20 protein-coding genes are annotated in these 20466 nt (G+C 61.3%); 17 read left to right on the forward strand and 3 right to left on the reverse strand.

The features are described from left to right. Positions 1 to 8: 8 nt before the first annotated feature. The 17 genes from thrB (at position 9) to A9D13_RS08445 (ending at position 17409) form a co-directional block, all read left to right on the forward strand. Positions 9 to 995, forward strand: coding sequence for a homoserine kinase (gene thrB / locus A9D13_RS08365; protein ID WP_066772434.1), 987 nt, complete (start codon positions 9 to 11; stop codon positions 993 to 995). Further along, on the forward strand, positions 992 to 1429 hold the full coding sequence (gene rnhA, locus A9D13_RS08370) for a ribonuclease HI (protein ID WP_066772436.1): 438 nt from the start codon (positions 992 to 994) through the stop codon (positions 1427 to 1429). Before thrB ends, rnhA begins: the two co-directional genes overlap by 4 nt. Positions 1430 to 2619: 1190 nt before the next feature. Then, positions 2620 to 3204: a TerD family protein gene (locus A9D13_RS08375; RefSeq protein ID WP_066772438.1), complete on the forward strand. Its 585-nt coding sequence runs from the start codon at positions 2620 to 2622 to the stop codon at positions 3202 to 3204. Between the two features lie 65 nt (positions 3205 to 3269). Beyond that, positions 3270 to 4436, forward strand: a complete 1167-nt coding sequence (locus A9D13_RS08380; protein WP_066772440.1) for a TerD family protein — start codon at positions 3270 to 3272, stop codon at positions 4434 to 4436. Between the two features lie 59 nt (positions 4437 to 4495). Further along, positions 4496 to 5599 (forward strand): DUF475 domain-containing protein, encoded by a 1104-nt coding sequence (locus A9D13_RS08385; protein ID WP_066772442.1) that lies wholly within the window; start codon positions 4496 to 4498, stop codon positions 5597 to 5599. Positions 5600 to 5682: 83 nt separating this feature from the next. Then, positions 5683 to 6849 carry a TerD family protein gene (locus A9D13_RS08390; RefSeq protein WP_172808130.1) on the forward strand — a complete coding sequence of 389 codons (1167 nt, stop codon included), beginning with the start codon at positions 5683 to 5685 and terminating at the stop codon, positions 6847 to 6849. 92 nt (positions 6850 to 6941) lie between these two features. Continuing rightward, positions 6942 to 7520, forward strand: a complete 579-nt coding sequence (locus tag A9D13_RS08395; protein ID WP_066772444.1) for a TerD family protein — start codon at positions 6942 to 6944, stop codon at positions 7518 to 7520. 100 nt (positions 7521 to 7620) lie between these two features. Continuing rightward, positions 7621 to 8199 (forward strand): TerD family protein, encoded by a 579-nt coding sequence (locus A9D13_RS08400; protein ID WP_066772446.1) that lies wholly within the window; start codon positions 7621 to 7623, stop codon positions 8197 to 8199. 79 nt (positions 8200 to 8278) lie between these two features. Beyond that, a complete protein-coding gene (locus A9D13_RS08405; RefSeq protein WP_066772450.1) occupies positions 8279 to 9289 on the forward strand; it encodes an ATP-grasp domain-containing protein in 1011 nt (336 codons plus the stop codon). Next, a complete protein-coding gene (locus A9D13_RS08410; protein WP_066772452.1) occupies positions 9286 to 10440 on the forward strand; it encodes a S1C family serine protease in 1155 nt (384 codons plus the stop codon). The genes A9D13_RS08405 and A9D13_RS08410 overlap by 4 nt, the downstream gene beginning before the upstream one ends. 8 nt (positions 10441 to 10448) lie before the next feature. Next, on the forward strand, positions 10449 to 11504 hold the full coding sequence (locus tag A9D13_RS08415) for a DUF4236 domain-containing protein (protein ID WP_066772453.1): 1056 nt from the start codon (positions 10449 to 10451) through the stop codon (positions 11502 to 11504). Positions 11505 to 11540: 36 nt separating this feature from the next. Continuing rightward, positions 11541 to 12686 (forward strand): phosphoribosyltransferase domain-containing protein, encoded by a 1146-nt coding sequence (locus A9D13_RS08420; RefSeq protein ID WP_229665186.1) that lies wholly within the window; start codon positions 11541 to 11543, stop codon positions 12684 to 12686. A 68-nt stretch (positions 12687 to 12754) separates the two neighbouring features. Next, positions 12755 to 13426 (forward strand): sucrose-6-phosphate hydrolase, encoded by a 672-nt coding sequence (locus A9D13_RS08425; RefSeq protein WP_229665188.1) that lies wholly within the window; start codon positions 12755 to 12757, stop codon positions 13424 to 13426. Positions 13427 to 13449: 23 nt separating this feature from the next. Next, the gene (locus A9D13_RS08430) at positions 13450 to 14526 is read left to right on the forward strand and encodes a cysteine protease StiP family protein (RefSeq protein ID WP_066773882.1); all 1077 of its coding nucleotides are present in this window, start codon (positions 13450 to 13452) and stop codon (positions 14524 to 14526) included. Next, positions 14523 to 15422, forward strand: coding sequence for an HpcH/HpaI aldolase/citrate lyase family protein (locus A9D13_RS08435; RefSeq protein ID WP_066772461.1), 900 nt, complete (start codon positions 14523 to 14525; stop codon positions 15420 to 15422). Before A9D13_RS08430 ends, A9D13_RS08435 begins: the two co-directional genes overlap by 4 nt. A 100-nt stretch (positions 15423 to 15522) precedes the next feature. Then, positions 15523 to 16710, forward strand: a complete 1188-nt coding sequence (locus A9D13_RS08440) for a toxic anion resistance protein (RefSeq protein ID WP_066772463.1) — start codon at positions 15523 to 15525, stop codon at positions 16708 to 16710. Between the two features lie 216 nt (positions 16711 to 16926). Further along, positions 16927 to 17409: a hypothetical protein gene (locus tag A9D13_RS08445; protein WP_066772469.1), complete on the forward strand. Its 483-nt coding sequence runs from the start codon at positions 16927 to 16929 to the stop codon at positions 17407 to 17409. A gap of 497 nt (positions 17410 to 17906) precedes the next feature. Here A9D13_RS08445 and tnpC read toward each other — a convergent pair whose 3' ends face one another. Genes tnpC through tnpA form a run of 3 tightly spaced genes read right to left on the reverse strand, consistent with a single transcriptional unit; the run spans position 17907 to position 20329 of the window. After that, positions 17907 to 19553 (reverse strand): IS66 family transposase, encoded by a 1647-nt coding sequence (tnpC, locus tag A9D13_RS08450; RefSeq protein WP_066772471.1) that lies wholly within the window; start codon positions 19551 to 19553, stop codon positions 17907 to 17909. A 60-nt stretch (positions 19554 to 19613) separates the two neighbouring features. After that, positions 19614 to 19955 (reverse strand): IS66 family insertion sequence element accessory protein TnpB, encoded by a 342-nt coding sequence (gene tnpB / locus A9D13_RS08455; protein WP_066772473.1) that lies wholly within the window; start codon positions 19953 to 19955, stop codon positions 19614 to 19616. Next, a complete protein-coding gene (gene tnpA / locus A9D13_RS08460; protein ID WP_066772475.1) occupies positions 19952 to 20329 on the reverse strand; it encodes an IS66-like element accessory protein TnpA in 378 nt (125 codons plus the stop codon). The genes tnpB and tnpA overlap by 4 nt, the downstream gene beginning before the upstream one ends. Positions 20330 to 20466 lie beyond the last annotated feature (137 nt).

Below are 20466 nucleotides of genomic sequence, written 5' to 3' on the forward strand. Positions count from 1 at the left end.
GGCCTGACATGGCTGTCTACACCCGCATCCCGGCCGAGGAGATGGCCGACATCATCGCGCATTTCGGCGTGGGCGAGCTGGTTTCCGCCAAGGGCATCGCCGAGGGCGTTTCGAACAGCAACTGGCTGATCGAGACGCGCGGCACCGGCACTTCGGGGCGCTTCATCCTGACCGTATATGAAGAGCGTACCGATGTGCGCGACCTGCCGTTCTTCCTCAACCTGCTCGACCATCTGGCCGCAGCGGGCTGCCCGGTTCCGCGCACCATCCATGACGAAACCGGCGCGCCGTTCCGCACCATCGACACCGCCAATGGCGAACGCAAGCTGGCGCTGATCGAATTCCTGCCCGGCGTATCCGCCGACGATCCCACGCCCGAGCAGGCGCATGCGATAGGCCGCGCGCTGGCCAGCGTGCATCTGGCAGGCCGCGATTTCTCCATGACCCGCAAAGACGGCATGGGCTTCGAGGCATGGCGCGGCTTCGTGCGCGATTGCGCCGGACGCTGGAGCGAGATCGACCCCGCGCTGGAGGCCGTGCCGGCTTATGTCGATTCCGTCATCGCCGCCTGGCCCGCAGACCTGCCGCAATCGACGATCCACGCCGATCTCTTCCCCGATAATGTGCTGCTGGTAGGGGACGAGGTTTCGGGCCTCATCGACTTCTATTTCGCCTGCACCGGGGCCATGGCCTACGACCTTGCCGTAACCCATGCGGCATGGAGCTTTTCCGCCGATGGCCGCGTGCAGAGCCACGCCATCGGCGATGCGCTGATCGCAGGCTATCGCAGCGTGCGCGAGCTTGAGCCCATCGAAATCGCGGCCCTGCCCGCGCTGGCCGGGGCAGGAAGCCTGCGTTTCCTCCTCACCCGCGCCTATGACTGGCTTTACACCCCTGCAGATGCGCTGGTGACGAAGAAGGACCCCATGGCCTTTTTCCGTCGCCACGAATTCTATCGCGAAAATGGCGCTGCCGCCTTTGGGCTGTCTGCATGAGCGAAGTGCAGATCTTTACCGACGGGGCCTGCAAGGGAAACCCCGGCCCCGGCGGCTGGGGCGCGATCCTGCGCAAGGGCGAGACCGAAAAGGAAATGCACGGCTGCGAGGTCGAGACGACGAACAACCGCATGGAGCTGACCGCGGTGATCCGCGCCCTGCAGGCCCTGAAGCGCCCGTGCCATGTCGAGCTTTATACCGACAGCAAATATGTCATCGACGGCATCACCAAATGGGTCTTCGGCTGGCAGAAGAAGGGCTGGAAAACGGCCGCGAAAAAGCCGGTTCTGAACGAGGACCTGTGGCGCGAGCTGCTGGACGCCAGCCGCCCGCACAAGATCGACTGGAATTGGGTGAAGGGCCACGCCGGTCACCCCGAAAACGAGCGCGCCGACGAGTTGGCGAGCAATGCGGCCCTGAGCGCGCGGGCCTAGAGCGCGGTCTGTCGTCCGGCCCAAAAGTTGAATGCAATCATTTTTGAAAGCGCTGGAATCACGGGTTTTGTGTGTTTGGAAACCGGCCCAAAAAGTTCCGCAGATTCGCCCCATAAGTTGCAAGAAGCAGCCTGATCACGCCTAATAAGTTGAAGGATTTTGGCTGTTCAGCACCTAAGGTTATAACTAGCGGATAAAAACGCTTCAGAATCAGCCGATTAACTTATTGGCCGAACAGGCGGGGTTGGCTCCCGAGCGTCTCTATGTGGCGCGCGAGTGTTAGGCCTGTGAGGGTAGCGGGCAGCCTGTGCGCTAAGTTGGTCGAACCGAAACTGTAAGATTTATGGCGCGAAAACCGGGATAGCGGACGTTTCGTCTTACGAGCTAATGTGTCAGCTAAGCGCCCGGGTTCGGTCATGAGACGCGGCCCTTCGGTTGCCCGTTATCGGACATTTTTTCGAGCCGCAACAGAATGCCGCTAAATCAAGTTCGACAATTGGAAGGCACTTGATTCGCGTGTCGTCTGCATACCTCGGCATGTATAACGCTGATCCACTAAGTTTCTTGAAGGTCATGCCGAGATAGCGTGCGGTTCCGTGGCGCGTCGTTCAGAACAGATTGATTTCATGGAAGCAGCTACCGAGCGGGCTCCGCGTGCTCTTAAGGATCGTGCCCGCCGTGGGGCTCACTTGATGGCCGCAGCAAGCCCCGAAATAGGTGCGGCGCCTTTGCAGCTTATGATGGGTAACGCCTGCGGTGCCTTACGACCTCCAGTCAAAGACGGTGTGGCCTATGCCAAGGCGATAATCGGGTTCTGAATTAGCTGACTAGGCTGACCGGATCGCTATTTTAACAACAGGCTACACTGGATACTTTCGAGTCTATTACTAGACCTCTGCGCCGGGCCGTGTGGCTAGGCCAAATTCGGGAATTACTGTCACATAAACTTATGTTTGTTTATGCCTTTTGCATGCCCGAATTCCGCGACCGCACGCTAAACGACCTTTTAACGACAAACCCGTATATTGCTGCCGGTTTGAATTTGACAGTCGGCGCAGTCGTTTAATAGCCTTCATCGGCAAACGCGCCAGCTGGGGGGCAGGGTCGCACATTACTTCCCACATTATTTGTTTCTTCTCGTCGCCAAACGGCGCTTTCGCGCCATTTGCGTCTAATCCAAGGGGACTTCCATGACGATTTCATTAAAAAAGAACGAGGCTGTCAGCCTTTCGAAGAGCGCGCCGAACGGCCTGACCAGCATCACGCTGGGCGTGGGCTGGGACGCTGCCAAGCCCAAGGGTTTCCTCGGCGCAGTCTTTGGCGGCGGCGGCGATATCGATCTCGACGCATCGGCACTGATGTTCACGTCCGGTCGCCAGGTTGTCGACAGCGTCTGGTTCGGTGCCCTGACTAGCAAGGACGGCTCAGTTCGCCACAGCGGCGACAACCTGACGGGTGATGGCGACGGTGACGACGAATCCATCGCCATCGACCTGATGCGCCTACCGCCGAACATCGAGACCATCGTGCTGACCGTGAATTCGTTTCGTGGCCAGACGTTCGACAAGGTCGAAAATGCATTCGGGCGCGTCGTCGACAATCGTACGGGCCGCGAGCTTGCGCGCTTCGACATCTCCGACAGCGGCCCGCACACCGGCATCATCCTTGCCAGCCTGACCCGCGCCGGTGGCGACTGGACCTTCAAGGCGCTGGGCGAACGCGCCGGCGGCCGCACCGTCCATGATCTGGTGAGCCCGTCGGCCGCCCTCATCTGACCTGAAAGGGGCGGCTCTCATCAGGGCTGCCCCATTCTGTTTCTTGCTCAGAACTGGAGTTCCCGATGCAAATGCAAAAGGGTGAAAAGCGCGGATTGGCCGATCTCGGCATCGGCTCGCGCTGCACTGTCAAAGTCGATTTCGGCCTCGATGGGGTCGATATCGCAGCCTTCGGCCTCAATGGCGCCAAGAAGATCGGCGACGACCGCTATGTCGTTCTCTTTTCGAACCCGAAAACGCCGGAAGGCGCGATCGAGATGATGTCCACCTCGGATAATGCCGTGTTCAATCTCGATCTCGACAGGCTGCCGAGCTCGATCGATCGCATCGTCTTCACCGCGACACATGACAATCAGCCGATTTCGCGCGCGCGCCCGCTCATTGTCACCGTCGACGGCAACAAGGCTAGCTTCGACGTTGCATCGAGCCTCAGCAATGAGAAGGCTGTGATGATGATCGAGATCTACCGCCATTCGAGCGGTTGGAAAATCGGGGCCATCGCCGCAGGCTTCGCAGGCGGGCTTGCCGCTCTTATCACCCATTTCGGCGGCGAGGTCGCGGACGCGCCCGCACCACCGCCACCTCCTCCTCCGCCGCCGCCGCCACCGCCGCCGCCGCCTTCGGCGCCGGTTAACCTGCGCAAGATCACGCTCGAGAAATCCAATCCGAGCGTGAGCCTGACGAAGAAGGGCGACAGCTTTGGCGAGATCGTGCTCAACCTTAACTGGAATGCGGGAAGCGCCAAACGCGGTTTCTTCGGCGGGTCAAAGGCTGTCGATCTCGACCTCGGTGTGCTTTTCGAACTTCAGGACGGGTACCGCGGCGTCATCCAGGCGCTGGGCAACCAGTTCGGCGGATTCCATTCCGAACCGTGGATCGAGCTATCGGGCGATGATCGCACCGGCGCAGTCGCTGCGGGCGAAACCATCCGCATCAACGGCAAATACTTCGACCGCATCAAGCGGATCGCAGTCTTCGCGCTGATCTACGACGGCGTGCCGAACTGGCAGCAGACCGATGGCATCGTGCGCATGAACATCCCGGGCCAGCCCGAGATCGAAGTGCAGATGAACGAAGGCCGCAATGACCGCCGCCTGTGCGGCATCGCGCTCATCGACAATGTCGGCGGGCAGATGAAGGTCACCCGCCACATGCAATATTACCAGAACCAGAAGCCCTTCGCCGACGACATCGGCATTTTCCTGCGCTGGACCGCAGGTTCGAAGGACTGATCGCCACTCCAGGCCGCCGGTCATAGCGCCCGGCGGCCTTTTCAATAGGGGGAACCCAAATGCTCAAGAACTTCTACGGCTCGATAATCTTCACGATTATCTGCCTCACGCTCGCCGGCGTTGTCGGCTATACCGAAAGCGGCGGCGCGCTTGGCGTTGCTGCGACCATGGTCTTCATCGCTGCCATCCTCGGTGTCATGGAAACCTCGCTCAGCCTCGACAACGCGGTCGTCAATGCCTCGGTGCTCAAGGACATGGACGAGAAGTGGCAGAACCGCTTCCTTACATGGGGCATCGCCATTGCCGTGTTCGGCATGCGTATCGTCTTCCCGCTCGCTATCGTCGCGATCGCGGCGTGGGTGTCGCCATGGGAAGCACTCTCCATCGCGATCTCCGACAAGACGCGCTATGAAGAAATCGTCACGGGGGCCCATGTCGGCATCTCCGGGTTCGGCGGCGCATTCCTGATGCTGGTCGGCCTGACCTTCTTTTTCGACGATGACCGCGAGCACCACTGGCTGGGATTCATCGAAAAGCCGCTCTCTGCTTTCGCGAAGATCCCGTTCTCGCCCTATATCGCGACCGCCGTCATCGTGGCCGCCCTCTCGCTGCTTGTAGAAGGTAGCGAACGCCAGACTTTCCTCATCGCAGGCCTGTCGGGCGTCGCCACCTTTTTCGCGGTCGAAAAACTAGGCGATCTGCTTGGCGGCGAAGAAGATGCAACCGGCAAGGTCGTCCGTTCGGGCGCCGGCGGTTTCATCTATCTGGAATTTCTCGACGCATCCTTTTCCTTCGATGGTGTCATCGGCGCCTTCGCCATTACCAACGACATCCTGATCATCGCTCTTGGCCTCGGCATTGGCGCGATGTTCGTGCGATCGATGACCATCGCGCTCGTTCGCGGCGGCCATCTGTCGGAATACCGCTATCTCGAGCCGGGTGCATTCTATGCGATCATCGCTCTGGCCGTCATCATGCTGATGAGCATCCGCATCCACACGCCCGAGATTGTGACCGGCCTCATCGGCGCCGTTCTGATCGGCGCGGCCTTCTGGGCTTCGGTCCGCCACCAGAAGCTCTTCCCCGAGGAATACGAGGAAGATGGCGATGCCGATGCAATCCTGCCGACCGGCGACGTCCAGCCCGACGTCCACACCGCCTGAATGGCAAGCGGCGGGAGCGAACCTCCCGCCGCCACCGCCAGAGCCACCCCAGAACCGCGAGAGACACAATCGTGAACATGATGATGGGCGCCAATGCGCCAGTTCAAGGAGATGCCGTCAGCATTTCCTGGCTCGAAAATCCCATCGGTGCCGATCTCGATATCTGCGCCTATCTTCTCGATGCCTCCGGCAAGGTGCTGGGCGATGAGGGCATGGTGTTTTACGGCCAGACGCAAGTGCCCGGCGTGGGAATGGCGGTAATAGGAAAGAGCGCGACCTTTCAGCTCGACTATGCCGCCATTCCGGATCGGATCGAGCGCATTGCGCTTTGCGCCGTGCTCGATACGGGCAAGGCCTCCGCTGCCGACCTCGCGCAGGCCAAGCAGCTCACCATGGCGATGGGCCAGCTGTCCTTCACGATCGATCTAGCCGGGAAGAGCGAAAAAGCGCTCATCATCGGTGAGGTCTACAAGCGCAACGGAGCTTATAAGCTGCGCGCCGTCGGACAGGGCTTCGATGGCGGCCTCATGGCAATCGCAACCCATTTTGGCGTCAACGTGCAAGCTGATCCGAGCAGCTCTGCTCCGCCACCGGCGGCACCTGCTCCTGCACCGGCGCCGACACGAGCACCCGAACCGTCACCGGCTGCGGCACCCGCCGCTTCGACTATCTCGTTAAAGAAAGTCACGCTCGCAAAGGCCGAGAAAGTCAGCCTCGCCAAGGCCGGCGGCGCCATTCGCGCGCTGCTTTCGTGGGAAGGCCGCGGCGCGGGTGAAGGCGATCTCGATTTCTACTGCTTCTACGTCACCAAGGATGGCAAGAGCGGCAAGGTTTACTGGAAGGACCTTGGCTCGAGCGCTTCCTTCCCCTTCATTGCGCATTCGGGCGATGCGTTGCGGGCAGGTGAAGAGGCCATCGTCATCGAACGGCCCGAGACGCTGCGCTACGCGCTGTTCGCGGCCTATTCGGCAGTCAAGAACGGCGCGGGCTCCTTTGCCAGCTACCGCCCGAAGATGACCCTGACAGATCAGGCCGGCAACGAGGTCACGATCCCGCTGCTGAACCCGAACGACACCTCATACTGGGTGGCCATTTCACATCTCTCCCTGGGTGAGACCGTCGATATTGAGCATATCGAGACATATGGGAAAAATGGCTTCCCGCACATGATCGCCGCCGAGCGCGCGCCGCGCCTGCATCCCGACGGAAGCTGGGATGTCAGCAAAGGCGAGATCGAATTCAAGAAATAGCCGGTTTTCAAAGCACGTTGCACCCATGGCGGAAAGTGCGGCGCGCATCCGGTTTCATTCCGCCAAGAACCTCAAGAAAGGACTACGATACCATGGCAATTTCGCTCTCCAAGGGTGGCAATGTCTCGCTCTCGAAGGAGGCTCCCGGTCTCGACCAGATCATGATCGGCCTGGGCTGGGACGTTCGCGCAACCGATGGCAAGGACTTCGACCTTGACGCCTCGGCCTTCCTGCTCGCCTCGAGCGGTCAGGTGCGCTCGGATGCCGACTTCTGCTTCTACAACAACATGAACGCCGCTGGCGGCGCGGTCATCCACCAGGGTGACAACCGCACCGGTGAAGGCGAAGGCGACGATGAGCAGGTGCAGATCACGCTCAGCAAGATGCCGGCCGATGTCGACAAGGTCGCGATCGTCGTGACGATCCACGAAGGCGAAGCCAACGGCCAGTCCTTCGGCCAGGTCTCGAACGCCTTCATCCGCCTCGTCGATGAGAAGACCGGCAAGGAAGTCGTCCGGTATGATCTGTCGGAAGACGCTTCGACCGAAACCGCGATGATCCTCGGCGAAGTCTATCGTCACGGCACCGACTGGAAGTTCCGCGCCGTCGGCCAGGGCTTCGCTGGCGGCCTCGGCCCGCTCGCCAAGAACTACGGCGTGAATATCGGCTGATCTCTGGCTGCTCATGACGGGCAGCCAGGATGCAATAGGTCGCCGGGGCAGACGCTCCGGCGACCAGCCAACTCAATTCTACGACCAGGAACGCTCACACATGGCAGTATCGCTCCAGAAAGGCGGCAACGTCTCTCTCTCCAAGGAAGCTCCCGGGCTTTCGTCCGTCACCGTCGGTCTCGGCTGGGACGTTCGCAAGACCGATGGCGCCGCCTTCGACCTCGACGCATCGGCCTTTGCCGTTGGCCAGGACGACAAGGTGCTCTCCGACGCGCATTTCGTCTTCTACAACAACACCAAATCGCCTGACGGCGCTGTCATCTACGGCGGCGACAATCGCACCGGTGAAGGCGAGGGCGATGACGAAACGATCTCGATTGATTTCGGGAAACTTCCCGCTGACGTGAAGAAGGTCGTGATCGCGGTCACCATCCATGAAGGCCAGCAGCGCGGACAGAACTTCGGCTCGGTCTCCAACGCCTTTGCCCGCGTCGTCAACGACGCGGACAAAATGGAACTTGCTCGGTTCGACCTTAGTGAAGACTCCAGCATGAATGCCGCCATGGTGTTCGTCGAACTCTACCGCCGCGATGGCGACATCAAGGTGAAGGCGATCGGCGAAGGCTGGGAATCCGGTTTGGCTGGCCTCGCGTCCTCGATGGGCGTCAACATCGGCTAGGCCAGGCGGCGGCGACGCATCTTGTCCCTGCGCGCCGCCGCCACCTTCCTATCCCTTTTCCCAAGGAAATTCCCGCTCGATGCGTATCTGGTTCAATCGCGGTTTCTCGCTCGCTCCCATCGCCCAGGCCATGCTGGCCGCCGACAGCTCGCTTGAAGTGCTCGTCAGCGTAGGTGAGGGCAGGCCGGTATATTCCGGCCCGACCGAGACATTCGAAGAACCCGATCTCGAGCCGTCGGAATATGTGGATTGGGTCCGAGACCAGATTGCCCGGCGCCAGATCGACGTCTTCGTGCCGACCCGGCTGCGCGAGCATTTCTACGATGCGGATCTTCCGTGCCGGGTCCATTTCCCCTGCTCGAAATCTAATTATCTGGTGATCGAGGACAAACAGGCCTTTTCGGACGCCACCGCCAACGAGCCCTTCCATCTGCCAACATGGCCCGCCTCATCGGCCGACGAGCTGGAGGAGAGGCTGGCGCTGTTCCGTGCCTGGCACGATGAGAGCCTCCCCTGCGTCAAGCCGCGCAAGGGCGTAAACGGTCACGGCTTCTGGAAACTACCCAAGGATACAGCGCCGAGCGCGCATCTCCTCCATCCCGAATTTCACACTATGCGATCCGACGTTTTCATCGCCGCGCTGCGCATTCAGGAGCGGGAAGAACCGATCGCTCCTCTGGTGCTCATGGATTATCTGCCCGGTCCCGAAATCTCCTTCGACGTGCTCGCGCATGAAGGCCAGATTCTGAAATATGTCGCGCGCACCAAATTTGACCGGCGGCAGTCCATTCAAAGTCCACATTTCCTCGAAAGCGAAGCAGCCGTACTGGCCGCTCGCTTTATGCTCTATGGCCTTGTGAACCTGCAGTTCCGCAAGGCCATAGATGGCAGTTGGAAAATCCTCGAGATCAATGCCCGCCCTGCAGGCGGCAGCATCTATGCCGAAGATTACGGTGCTGGCCTCATCGCCGACTGGGGCGGCCTCCTGAGCGGCAGGCTCACAGCTAACGACATCAAGCCGGTGAAGATCGATATCGAATTCGAGACCACGAGCATTCGCAGGCTCATCGAGCAGAAGGAGGCTGCATGACACAGGCGATTTCCGGTCAGCGCATCACGCTGACAGGCACCAGCGAAATCCTGATCCGCTTTGCCGGCCGCGATGCTTCGCGCCTTTCCGTGGCAGCCTTTACCGGCAGCGGCGCGCTTCACCCTCTCGACCAGATGGGCACGACCGATTGGCGGCTGTCGGGCTGCAATCACGACAAGCTCGAGATCGTCGCCTACATCACGGACGACAAGCAGGGCGGCTTCGTCAATTCCGCCTATCCGTGCACTGTCACCATCGATGGAACGAGCTACAGCTTCCCCGAACCTGTGGAGCAGCTCGCGGCCGTCATCATCGGTGAAATCTACACCAAGAGCGGTACCGTTCGCATGAAAGTATCGAACGAAGGCTTTACCTTCGGCATCGATGCCTACGCGCGGGCCCGTAATCTCGGCGACCTTCCCATTCCGAACCGCAGCAGGCCGCGCGACAATGCTCCCCGGCCGTCGCCGTGGGGCGACAATCCCTCTCCCGATCGCAGCTCGCCGTGGGGCGACCCGTCACCGCCACCTCGCGGAGGCGCCTTTGCAAGCGGTAGCGGCGTTCTCATAGGCCCGAACCTGATCGTGACGAATGCCCATGTGATCGATGGCGGCAACGAGTTCGCGCTCGGTCGCACCCAGCAGCGACTGGTCCCGGTTGCCGTTGACCCGATGCACGACCTGGCGCTCCTGCAAGGACAGATACAGGGTGAGCCCTTGCCGATCCGGATCAATTCGCCCGTCTGGCTGGGCGAAGCAGTCATGGCCGCCGGCTATCCGCTGATGGAGGTGCTCGGCGCCGACCTCAAGGTCACGACCGGCAATGTCTCAGGCCTCACCGGCGGACAGGGCGATGTATCGCGCTTCCAGTTCTCAGCCCCGATCGGATCCGGCTCGTCGGGCGGAGCGATCATCGATGAGGAAGGCAATCTCATCGGGATCACCTCTGCATCGCTCGCGCACCAGAATTTCCGCGACCGCGGCGCAATCTCCGAAAACGTCAATTTCGGCATCCGCGCAGCCATTGTCTTCGAGATGATCGCTGCTGCTGGCATGCCGCTGCCCACGACCGCTGCCCAGGCAGGCGGCAATCGGCGCGATGTCACCAACCGATTGCGCAACTCGGTCGTCTCCATTCTCGTCTCGGCATAGGAGTACCCATGGGTTTCCGGTTCCAGAAACGCATTTCCATTCTTCCCGGCGTTCGCCTCAATCTCTCCAAGAGCGGCGCCAGCTGGTCGGTCGGTCCGCGCGGCGCCTCGGTCAATATCGGAAAGCGCGGCATTTTCGGAAACGTCGGCATCCCCGGGACCGGTCTCAGCTACCGGGAGCGCCTCGACAAGCCTGCAGGCCGCGCATCCGCGCCCGCCCGTCCGTCCGCAGCAGCCAGCCTTCCCGATCGTGTCGTCGCGCGCATGACCGGCGACGAGGTCGTACTTCTCGACCCGCAGGACAGGCCGCTTGATCCCGAACTGGTTCCGGCTGCCAAGCGCCTGATGAAAGATGATCTCAAGGTCTTCCTCGACGACCACGCCGCTGACCGAAACACCGAATTGCAGAAGCTGCGCTTTTTGCATCACGATATTCCGCGCACGACAGGGAGCGTTACGGCCGGCAATGCAGGCAAGCCGTCACGCGAACAATTCTTCGATCAGCAGTCCTATATGGATGCGCTGATGCGCTGGCGTGCCGAACAGGCCAACAGCGGTCCCGACGCCGATGCGCTCGCTGATGCCTTGCTGGTCAGCCTCGGTGCGCTCGATTGGCCTGCAGAGATCAATATTGCGCTCGCTGTCACCGGCGGCCGCGTGCTTCTCGATGTCGATCTTCCAGAGATCGAGGATATGCCCGATGCAACCTGGAAGCCCGTCTATACGCGGCTCGAGCTCGTGCAAAAGCCGATGACGAAGAAGGACCATGGCGGGTTTTATCTCGATCACGTCTGTTCGATCCTGATGCGGCTCGCAGGGCATAGCTTTGCCACCAGCGCCGACATCAAGACCGTCGCCCTGTCTGCCTATACCCAGCGCGCTGCATCGACTGGCCGCGTTGACGACGAATATGTCGCCACCGCCGAAATCACCCGTGCGCAGTGGGCCGAAGTCGACCTTTCCGGCCTGGGCCGGATCGACCCCCACCAACTGCTGCGGCGCTTTGGCGCGAAGATCGAAACGAACGCGCGCGGCAAGCTTCTCGTTCAGACCCCTCTTAGCTGAGATCACCGGCCTGAAGCCGGATGAAAGGAAAAGACCTTGGACACTGCAATCATGGGCGAGACGAAGACCGTCGAACTCGTCACGGGGACGCTGGACCTCGAAGTCGCCAAGGGACCGCCCATCGACGAGATGTGCGATTTCGCAGCGCGGGCGAACCCGAAGCGCGGCTTCCTGATCGTCTCCAAGGTGCTGGGCCGCCACATGCCCGCGCGCCCGAAGCAGATGCGCGCGACCATGCGGCAGCTCGCAGAAGGCATCAGCCAGCAGCTACCCGAGCCCATCGTATTCCTCGGAATGGCCGAGACCGCGACTGCGCTCGGCCAGGGCGTCTTCAGCGCCTACCAGCAGATGACCGGACAGAGACTCGTCTATCTCCAGACATCCCGCCAAAGGATGCCAGGCGCATCGGTTCTGACCAGCTTCGAGGAAGGTCACAGCCATGCGACCTCTCACATGGTGCAGATCGCACGCCCCAACCTTGAGACCACCATCGCCAAGGCACGATCGCTCGTCATCGTCGATGACGAAAGCAGCACCGGGAACACGTATCTTGCCGCCGCCGAGGCCATGGCCGCCGTCATGCCCGCGCTCGAGACCATCGAAACAGTCTGCATCACCGACTGGAGCGACGGCGCCTATCTCGCTTCCATGCCCAAACCCGCGCGAGCCGTCTCGCTGCTGGCTGGCCGCATGAAATGGACCAAGGGCGCAGAGCACAAGGCAGCGCCCCTTCCGTCGGGCTCGAACGAAGCAGGCGCAGCGCCAGCTTCGGCCATGAAAAGCCGGGGCGGCATTACCATGACCGATATCGCGACCCGGCCGTTCACCTCTGCCCGCAAAGGCGAGCGCGTTCTGGTGCTGGGCGACGGCGAGCATTCCTACGAAGCTTTGCGCATTGCCGAAGACATCGAACGCCAGGGAGGTATCGCCGCGGTCCAATGCATTACCCGCAGCCCGGCGCTGCTCGGCCATGCCATGCAAAGCGTCTCGCATTTCGATGATGCCTATGGCTCGGGAGCGCCCTGCTATCTCTACAACATCCTCTCGCACCAGCCCGATCGCATCATCATCGCAGCCGAAAAACTCGGCAACCAGCGCATGAAGGCGCTGGAGGCGCTGCAAGAGCTGGGCGCGGAGATCCCGGTGGAACTCTATGAATGCCGCTACGAGGGCGGCAATTGATGGGCCCGCTCGTTCTCACCGATCTCGACGACACGCTCTTCCAGACCCTGCGCAAGTGCCCGCCCGCCATGGGCGACGGCAAGCTTATGTCGACGCTGGCCGATGGCAGTCCGAGTGGCTACGCGAGCGACCGGCAAGTCCGCTTCATCGAATGGCTCGACCACGGCCAGATCGTTCCTGTCACCGCGCGCAGCCGCGAAGTGCTTGAGCGGGTCGCGATCCGGCAGGCTCCGGCCATCTGCGCCAACGGCGGCTGCATCATCGATGGCGCCGGCAACGTCGATCAGGACTGGCATGCGCATCTGAAGGCTGAATCGCTCGAGATCGATCCTGTTCGCGAGATCCATCTGCTCGCAACCGACGGGCTTGTCTCATCCGCATATCGGCATTGGATCGTGCAGGAAGGCGACCTCAATCTCTATTTCGTGGTCAAGGCCAACGGAGACGATCTCAGCATTCTCGATGAGGCTGAGCGCCGCGCAGCCATCCATGCGCCGCAGGGATGGCGTATCCACCGCAATGGCAACAATCTCGCCGTGCTGCCGCCCTGGCTCAACAAGCGCCACGCGGCCCGGCACCTGATTGAGATCCGGCGCGAGAGCGACCCTCATCTACCGGTCATCGGCATCGGCGACAGCCATTCCGATGTTGGTTTCATGGACCTGTGTGATTTCGCGATGACACCGACGAACTCGCAGGTCTGGACCCTGCTTACAAAGGAGAATGGCTGGTGCAGCTGACCGCTCATAAAGAAGGGAAAACCATGCATTTTTCCGGCAGCTATCCTCCCGAAGACGTCCGTATCCTCTTGAAGCCCGCCCAGATCGAGGCAACTCCGGTCGAAGAAAAGGAAGCCCTTATCCAGTCGGGTAAGCGGCATTATTCCGAGATGCTTTCAGCCGAAAAGGTGCCGGACGAGCGATACATGACCCTGTTTCGCGAGGCACTGAGCCGCAACAAGACCCGCCTGCGCTATGACATCGATTTGCTCGCCCGCATGATCCGCGCGCGGACGCAGACGCATTTCAAATGCGTGCTGGTCTCGCTCGCTCGCGCAGGCACGCCGATCGGGGTCTTGCTGAGCCGATCACTGAAGCGCCTCGGCGTCGAGGTTCACCACTATTCCGTGAGCATCATACGCGGAAGGGGCATCGATGAGAACGCGATGCGCCATATCCTCGATCGCCATGACGCAAGGCATATCGTGTTCGTCGACGGATGGACGGGGAAGGGCGCAATCACCCGGGAACTGGAGACCTCGCTCGCCAAGCAGCGTCTCGGCATCGCGCCGTTTCTCGCCGTGGTAGCCGATCCTGCCGGCACAGCGCACCTTGCAGCGACAAGCGAAGACTATGTCATCCCGAGCGGGCTGCTCAATGGCATCGTTTCCGGTCTCATCAGCCGCTCGGTTCTCAACGAAGATATCGTCGGAGAGGACGACTTCCACGCCTGTCTCTTCATGGAAGAGCATCGCAGCGCTGACCTCAGCCGGGCATTCATCGACGCAATCGATGCCGTCGTTGTCTCCCATAGCAGCCAGTCGCCGTGGAGCGAGGAGATCGCAGCCGCTTCCCAGCGGGCCTGCCAGGACCTCCTCGCCACCATCATGGAAAGCGAAGGCGTAAGCGATGTGAACCGGATCAAGCCCGGCATTGCCGAAGCAACCCGCGCGATCCTGCGGCGCGTGCCGGACAAGGTCATTTTGCGCGACCTCGACGATCCTGAAGTCCAGCACATGATCTATCTCGCCGAGCAATCGGGCGTGCCCGTCGAACAGCGCGACATCGGAAATTACCGCGCGCTGACCATCATTAAGAAACTCGGAGGCGAACAGGAGTGAGCAGACACATCCTGGGGGCGACCCTTTATATCCCCGCAACGCGGCCCAACATCGAAACAACGCTTCACGACGAGGAACTGGGCCTGCGGTCGGCCGTCATCTGTCTGGAAGATTCGGTCGGTGAGACCGACATCGAACGCGCCCAAGCGGCGTTCGAGCAATTCCTGCGCGGCCACCAGCCCGCTGGGGAATGCCGCGTCTATGCGCGCCCGCGCGACATTGCCATGCTGGCCTGGATGCTCAGGCAGCCGGGCATCGAGAAGATCGCGGGTTTCGTCCTTCCCAAGATCACGACAACCAATATCGGCCAATGGCTCGAGCTTCTGCTGAACAGCGAACATGCCATCATGCCGACGATCGAGGGCGAAGAAGCCTTCGACCTTTCGGCACTCCAGACAATGCGCGCGCAGCTGCTGCCGTTTGTCCGACGCGTCGATGCAATCCGGATCGGCGGCAACGACATCCTCAACATCCTCGGAGCACGCCGCTCAAAGAATCGCACAGCCTATGACGGCCCGCTCGGGCAGGTCATCCGCGACTTCGCGGCCACTTTCATCCCGGCAGGCTTCAGTGTCTCCTCGCCGGTGTTCGAGCATTTTGCCCGCTTCGACATTCTCGAAGAGGAAATCGAACGAGACCTAGAGCATGGCGTCATGACCAAGACCGCTATCCATCCAGACCAGGTACGGCAGATCCATGCCCTCTACCGTCCCCGCGCAGATGAAGTAGCCGAAGCCCGGGCAATCCTGGCATCTGATGCTCTAGCCGTATTTGGGTCGAACGGCAGCATGTGCGAACCGGCCACGCATCGTTCGTGGGCCGCTACCATCATGTCGAGGGCGCAGGCTTTCGGGATCGAGACCCACGAGAACGTCACACCGATCCGCGTCGCCTGATATGCCGACTTATCCCCCACAAGGCCGTTTCTCTGCCGAAGTGGGATAATGTCCGGCGAATCCTACAATATTCAACCGACATGCAATACTTCTGCATAGAATGTCATCAAAGGAGCCGCCTGTGTCCGAACTGACCCTTACAGCACCAGAACCCGTGAAGGCTGTGCCTGTCAATAAGGCCGCCGGGCTCGTTCCCGTGGATGAGAAGACGCGCAGCGAGCTGCAGGTCAAGGTCGACAGCTACGTGCGTGACCTCATTTCGGTTGATGCGCAGAGCCCCGAGTTCTCGGTAAAGGTGGGCCAACTCACGAACATCGGCCAGAAAGAAATCACTGCGCTCGCAAGCCAGTCGAACCGCTTTCTCGACCGTCCGACCAAGTCGATGGAAGGCGAGGGCAGCGTTGGCCAGAGCCTTATCGAGCTGCGCCATGTCGTCGAAGACCTCGATCCCGGCCGCAACAGCAAGCTGCTGCAGCCGCGTAAGCTCTTCGGCATCATTCCGTTCGGCAATAAGCTGAAGGCCTATTTCGACAAATACGCCTCTTCCCAGACCCACATCCAGTCGGTCATCACCCATCTCGCCCGCGGTAAGGACGAGCTGCTGCAGGACAATATCGCGATCGATACCGAGCGCCGGAAGATGTGGGAGCAGATGGGCAAGCTCGAGCAGATGATCGTCATCGCCAAGAGCCTCGACACCAAGATCGAAGACGCAGCGAACGATCTCGATGCGACCGATCCGAACAAAGCGAAGGCCCTGCGCGAAAGCGCCCTGTTCTACGTCCGCCAGCGCACGACCGATCTGCTGACCCAGATGGCGGTCACGGTGCAGGGCTATCTCGCGCTCGATCTCATCAAGAAGAACAATGTCGAGCTGATCAAGGGCGTCGACCGCGCCTCGACCACGACCGTATCCGCGCTTCGTACTGCGGTGACCGTCGCGCAGGCGATGGCCAACCAGCGTCTGGTCCTCCAGCAGATCACCGCTCTCAACACGACGACATCGAACATCATCGACAGCACCAGCAACCTGCTGCGCAGCCAGTCCGCGGACATTCACGAGCAGGCCGCCTCCGCGACCATGCAGGTCGAGGTCCTGCAGCGCGCCTTCCAAAACATCTACGATACGATGGACATGGTCGACGATTTCAAGGTCAAGGCGCTTGGCAACATGAAGCAGACCATCGACACGCTATCGGCGGAAACCGAGAAGTCGAAGGGCTATATCGCTCGCGCTCAAGGATCGGCGCAGGCGCAGACAGGCAGCTCGCTTCTCGGGATTGCCTGATCGATGGGCTCTCTGTTTTCAACGCTGCTTTATGCAGCAATCTCGGTCTTCATAGTTTTTACCGTGCACCAGCTGATGCATAAGGAGACCGACTTTAAGCACTGGCTTAGAAGTCTTAAACCACGCATTCCACCACCCGCCAATTCGATTTCACCCGATGACCGCCTTATACCAACCCGCCATGACACCGGCACCGCCAATCCAGGAGGAGCGTCCATGAGCAAAGATGGTCTGTTCAGCCGGATCGCACGCGCGATCGCCGGGGATGCCGCGCCGCCGCAGCCGCCGGTGCCGCCGGCACCGGCCGTGGCGCCTGTCATCGTGGATTACGAGGATGATCGTATTCCCGAAGGGGCAAAGGAAAAAGTCAGGCGTATCCTGGCCTGCCTCAAAGAGGTCGAGGAGCTCATGGCGCGCGAGAGCGTCGAAGGCTTCACCCGCGTCGATGTCCAGCAAATGCGCGAGCAGCACCTTCCCAAGTTGGTGAAGAGCTATATCGACATCCCGCCGGCGCACCGCTCGGAGATCTTCCGCAAGACGGGCAAATCGGCAAGCTACGTGCTCGAAGACAGCCTCGAACAGATGCAGTCGAAGATCGACGACATCATGCGCAATCTCGCGCAGCACGATCTCGATGCCTTTGCCGACAACACGCGCTTCATCAAGGAGCGTTACACGAACACCAATCCCTTCGATTGATGGCGAGGGCAGCGTTCATCAACGAACTCCAGTGGATATCAACCAGCGTTCAAACCCATCATTCTCGAAGTCGTCAGCCCCGTTGCTTCAACAAGACTGCATTTCACACAGGTCAATAGCATCAAGCGTGATCGCTGAGATAACCGGTCCGTGCAGCACATTTCAGCTTCCGCTTTCCTTGCTTCTTCTCCAGAAAGCTGCCGGTCCGCTATCGGCCAATTTACGCCGTTTGGGTCATGAATGTACGGTAGCCCTCGACGAGCCTACCCAAGCTAGGATTGGGATCGTTGTCGCAGGCAGCTAACTATTGAGCCGGGTGTCGGACGTTCGCTTCCCGCCAGTTGCCTACTGAAAGGCGCCACTCTTTTATCGGCTAGTAAGGTCAATCAGGCAATTTGCGCCTTATGCCGAATTGCGCCACTGAAAATGGCATTGCAGTTGCACCGTATCCGTCCGGTGAAGGCCGCAGCGTGATGCCGACCGGAGTGTAGGTCGGGTTACGCGGCGATCGCGTTCCGGTGGGGCGTCCAGTTCCAGGGCAGGAGCTCGTCGAGCCGTGTGGCAGGATGATCGGCGATGCGCGCGAGGACATCAGCAAGCCATGCCTGCGGATCGACGTCGCCCAGCTTCGCGGTCTGGATCAGGGTGTAGATGATGGCGGCGCGCTGGCCGCCACGATCGGATCCGCAGAACAGCCATGCCTTGCGGCCAAGCGGAATGCAGCGCAGCGCGCGCTCGGCGGCGTTGTTGGTGAGGCAGATGCGGCCATCGTCGAGGAAGCGGGTGAACGCATCCCAGCGCTTCAGCATGTAGAAGCAGGCCTTGGTGAGGTCATGACCGCGCGATAGCTTGGCGACCTGCGCGGTAAGCCAGGTGTGGAGCTCGGCCATCAGCGGCGCGCTGAGTTCCTGACGGACTGCGAGCCGCTCGGCAGGACTCTTGCCGTTGATGCCGCGCTCGATGTCGAACAGGGCGTCGAGACGCTGCACGGCTTCGAGCGCGATCGGATAGATCATGCTGCTGCGCTGGCCGCGGCTCTTCTTGCGGGCTGAGCTCAGGACATCGGCGAGCTCGAAGAACTTGCGCCTGGCATGGGCAAAGCAGCCCGCTTCCATCACGGGACCGGGAGCGCGGTCGCCGCGATAGAGATCGTTGTAGCCGCCGCTATAGGCATCGGCCTGCAGGATGCCGGACCATGCCGCGAGATGGGCTTGCGGGTGCTCGCCGCGCCGATCGCGCGAATAGTGGAACAGGGCAGCTGGAGGATCGGTGCCTGCAAAGGGACGATCATCGCGTACGTAAACCCATAATCGCGCCGTATCGGTCTTGCCCTTCGCCATGACCGGCACGGTGGTATCGTCACCGTGGATCCGGTTTGCAGCCAGAACATGCGTCTCGATGAGCTTGTAGATCGGCATCAGCGCATGGGCAGCGGCCCCGACCTGATCGGCAAGAGTCGAGAGGCTGAGCGGCACGCCTTCGCGGGCAAACCGCTCGGCCTGGCGGTTGAGGGGCTGGTGCTCTCCATACTTCTCGAACAGGAGCATCGCGAGGAAGCTGGGTCCGGCCCATCCGCGGGGCACTACATGGAAGGGCGCGGGGGCCTGCGCGATCTTCTCGCAGTCGCGGCACGAGAACTTCTCGCGCACCGTCTGGATCACCTTCCACGAGCGCGAGATGACCTCGAGCGTCTCGGTGACGTCCTCGCCGAGCTTCGAGAGCCGATCCCCACCGCAGGCCGGGCAGGAACAGGGCGCAGGCACCACGACGCGCTCGCGCGGCAGATGCCCGGGGAACGGCTTCCTTGTCGGGCGCTTGCGCTCGAGGGCGGTGACCGTGGCGGTCTTGGCCGCCGCTCCCTCGGCGATCAGGTCGTCTTCGGCGGCATCAGCCTCGAGCTCTTCGAGCTGCAGCTCCATCTGGTCGAGTAGACGGCGGCTGCGTTCGGCGCTGGGGCCATACTGCTCGCGCTTGAGCTTGGCGATCTGCAGCTTGAGGTGAGCGATCAGCGCCTCGATGGCGCTCTGGTGGGCCATGGCGTTGGCAAGCTTGGCCTCTGCCTCATCGGCCTTGCGGGCCATCGCCGCCACCAGCGCCTTGAGCGCTTCAACGTCGTCCGGAAGGGGCGAAATGGCGGCCTCCATGGAAGGGATGGAATCATGTTCCACGCTCTGCCGCAAGGGCAAAACACCACCTTCAGGCGATTATCCGGCGCTCTGCGGCCGCCATGTATACTGCGGGTTGCGCCAGTCGATCCCCTCCAGCAGGCAGGCCAGCTGCGAGGGGGTCAGCGACACCGTTCCCTCAGTCGCTGAGGGCCATACGAACCGGCCCTTCTCGAGCCTCTTGGCGTAGAGCGACATGCCGATCCCGTCGTGCCAGATGATCTTGATCAGCGAGCCTGCGCGGCCACGGAACACGAACAGATCGCCGCCGTGCGGATTACGCTTGAGACCCTGCTGCACCAGCAGCGCCAGGCCCTGCATCCCCTTCCGCATATCCGTGTGGCCGAGCGCGATCCACACCCGCGCGCCGGGAGGGATCATCGCAGCCCCTTCAGCGCCGCAGCGACCAGGGTCGGCGGTGCCGCCGCGAAAATGCTCAGCCGCTTGCCGCGCGGCAGGTCGATGATCATCGCGGGGTGCTCGGCAGCGCTGGCCCCCATCACATCTTCGTCGATCACCGCTTCGGCGAACACCGGCGTCGGAAGTGCTTCGGGCAGCTCTGCTTCCCGCTCCACGCCTGCATCGAGCAACTTGCGCCGCCAGGTGTAGATCAGCGCCGAAGAAATATCGTGCCGTCGGCACACCTGGGCGACGCACGCGCCCGGCGCGAAAGCCTCGGACAGGATCTGCAGCCGCTCCTCATCGCTCCACCGCCGCCGCCGCTCCGGCCCCGAAAACACCGTCACCTGACCCATCGACCACTCCTAAGCGCGCTCACAAGAGCACGCTTAAGAGCGCTCGATACCTATCCACGCAAGGCGGCCCTCGCCGGAGGGGTACGCTGCACCCGTTAAGAGTCGAAAAGTTTCTCTTCCTGGCAAAATGATCTGAC

This window comes from Croceicoccus mobilis (genome assembly GCF_001661965.1).
Taxonomy (GTDB): Bacteria; Pseudomonadota; Alphaproteobacteria; order Sphingomonadales; family Sphingomonadaceae; genus Croceicoccus; species Croceicoccus mobilis.

Excerpts from the sequence above, each read along its gene's own strand:
- thrB (WP_066772434.1), top strand. The coding sequence starts at position 9 with ATGGCTGTCTACACCCGCATCCCGGCCGAGGAGATGGCCGACATCATC.
- rnhA (WP_066772436.1), top strand. The coding sequence starts at position 992 with ATGAGCGAAGTGCAGATCTTTACCGACGGGGCCTGCAAGGGAAACCCC.
- A9D13_RS08375 (WP_066772438.1), top strand. The coding sequence starts at position 2,620 with ATGACGATTTCATTAAAAAAGAACGAGGCTGTCAGCCTTTCGAAGAGC.
- A9D13_RS08380 (WP_066772440.1), top strand. The coding sequence starts at position 3,270 with ATGCAAATGCAAAAGGGTGAAAAGCGCGGATTGGCCGATCTCGGCATC.
- A9D13_RS08385 (WP_066772442.1), top strand. The coding sequence starts at position 4,496 with ATGCTCAAGAACTTCTACGGCTCGATAATCTTCACGATTATCTGCCTC.
- A9D13_RS08390 (WP_172808130.1), top strand. The coding sequence starts at position 5,683 with ATGGGCGCCAATGCGCCAGTTCAAGGAGATGCCGTCAGCATTTCCTGG.
- A9D13_RS08395 (WP_066772444.1), top strand. The coding sequence starts at position 6,942 with ATGGCAATTTCGCTCTCCAAGGGTGGCAATGTCTCGCTCTCGAAGGAG.
- A9D13_RS08400 (WP_066772446.1), top strand. The coding sequence starts at position 7,621 with ATGGCAGTATCGCTCCAGAAAGGCGGCAACGTCTCTCTCTCCAAGGAA.
- A9D13_RS08405 (WP_066772450.1), top strand. The coding sequence starts at position 8,279 with ATGCGTATCTGGTTCAATCGCGGTTTCTCGCTCGCTCCCATCGCCCAG.
- A9D13_RS08410 (WP_066772452.1), top strand. The coding sequence starts at position 9,286 with ATGACACAGGCGATTTCCGGTCAGCGCATCACGCTGACAGGCACCAGC.
- A9D13_RS08415 (WP_066772453.1), top strand. The coding sequence starts at position 10,449 with ATGGGTTTCCGGTTCCAGAAACGCATTTCCATTCTTCCCGGCGTTCGC.
- A9D13_RS08425 (WP_229665188.1), top strand. The coding sequence starts at position 12,755 with ATGGGCGACGGCAAGCTTATGTCGACGCTGGCCGATGGCAGTCCGAGT.
- A9D13_RS08430 (WP_066773882.1), top strand. The coding sequence starts at position 13,450 with ATGCATTTTTCCGGCAGCTATCCTCCCGAAGACGTCCGTATCCTCTTG.
- A9D13_RS08440 (WP_066772463.1), top strand. The coding sequence starts at position 15,523 with ATGTCATCAAAGGAGCCGCCTGTGTCCGAACTGACCCTTACAGCACCA.
- A9D13_RS08445 (WP_066772469.1), top strand. The coding sequence starts at position 16,927 with ATGAGCAAAGATGGTCTGTTCAGCCGGATCGCACGCGCGATCGCCGGG.
- tnpC (WP_066772471.1), bottom strand. The coding sequence starts at position 19,553 with ATGGAGGCCGCCATTTCGCCCCTTCCGGACGACGTTGAAGCGCTCAAG.
- tnpB (WP_066772473.1), bottom strand. The coding sequence starts at position 19,955 with ATGATCCCTCCCGGCGCGCGGGTGTGGATCGCGCTCGGCCACACGGAT.
- tnpA (WP_066772475.1), bottom strand. The coding sequence starts at position 20,329 with ATGGGTCAGGTGACGGTGTTTTCGGGGCCGGAGCGGCGGCGGCGGTGG.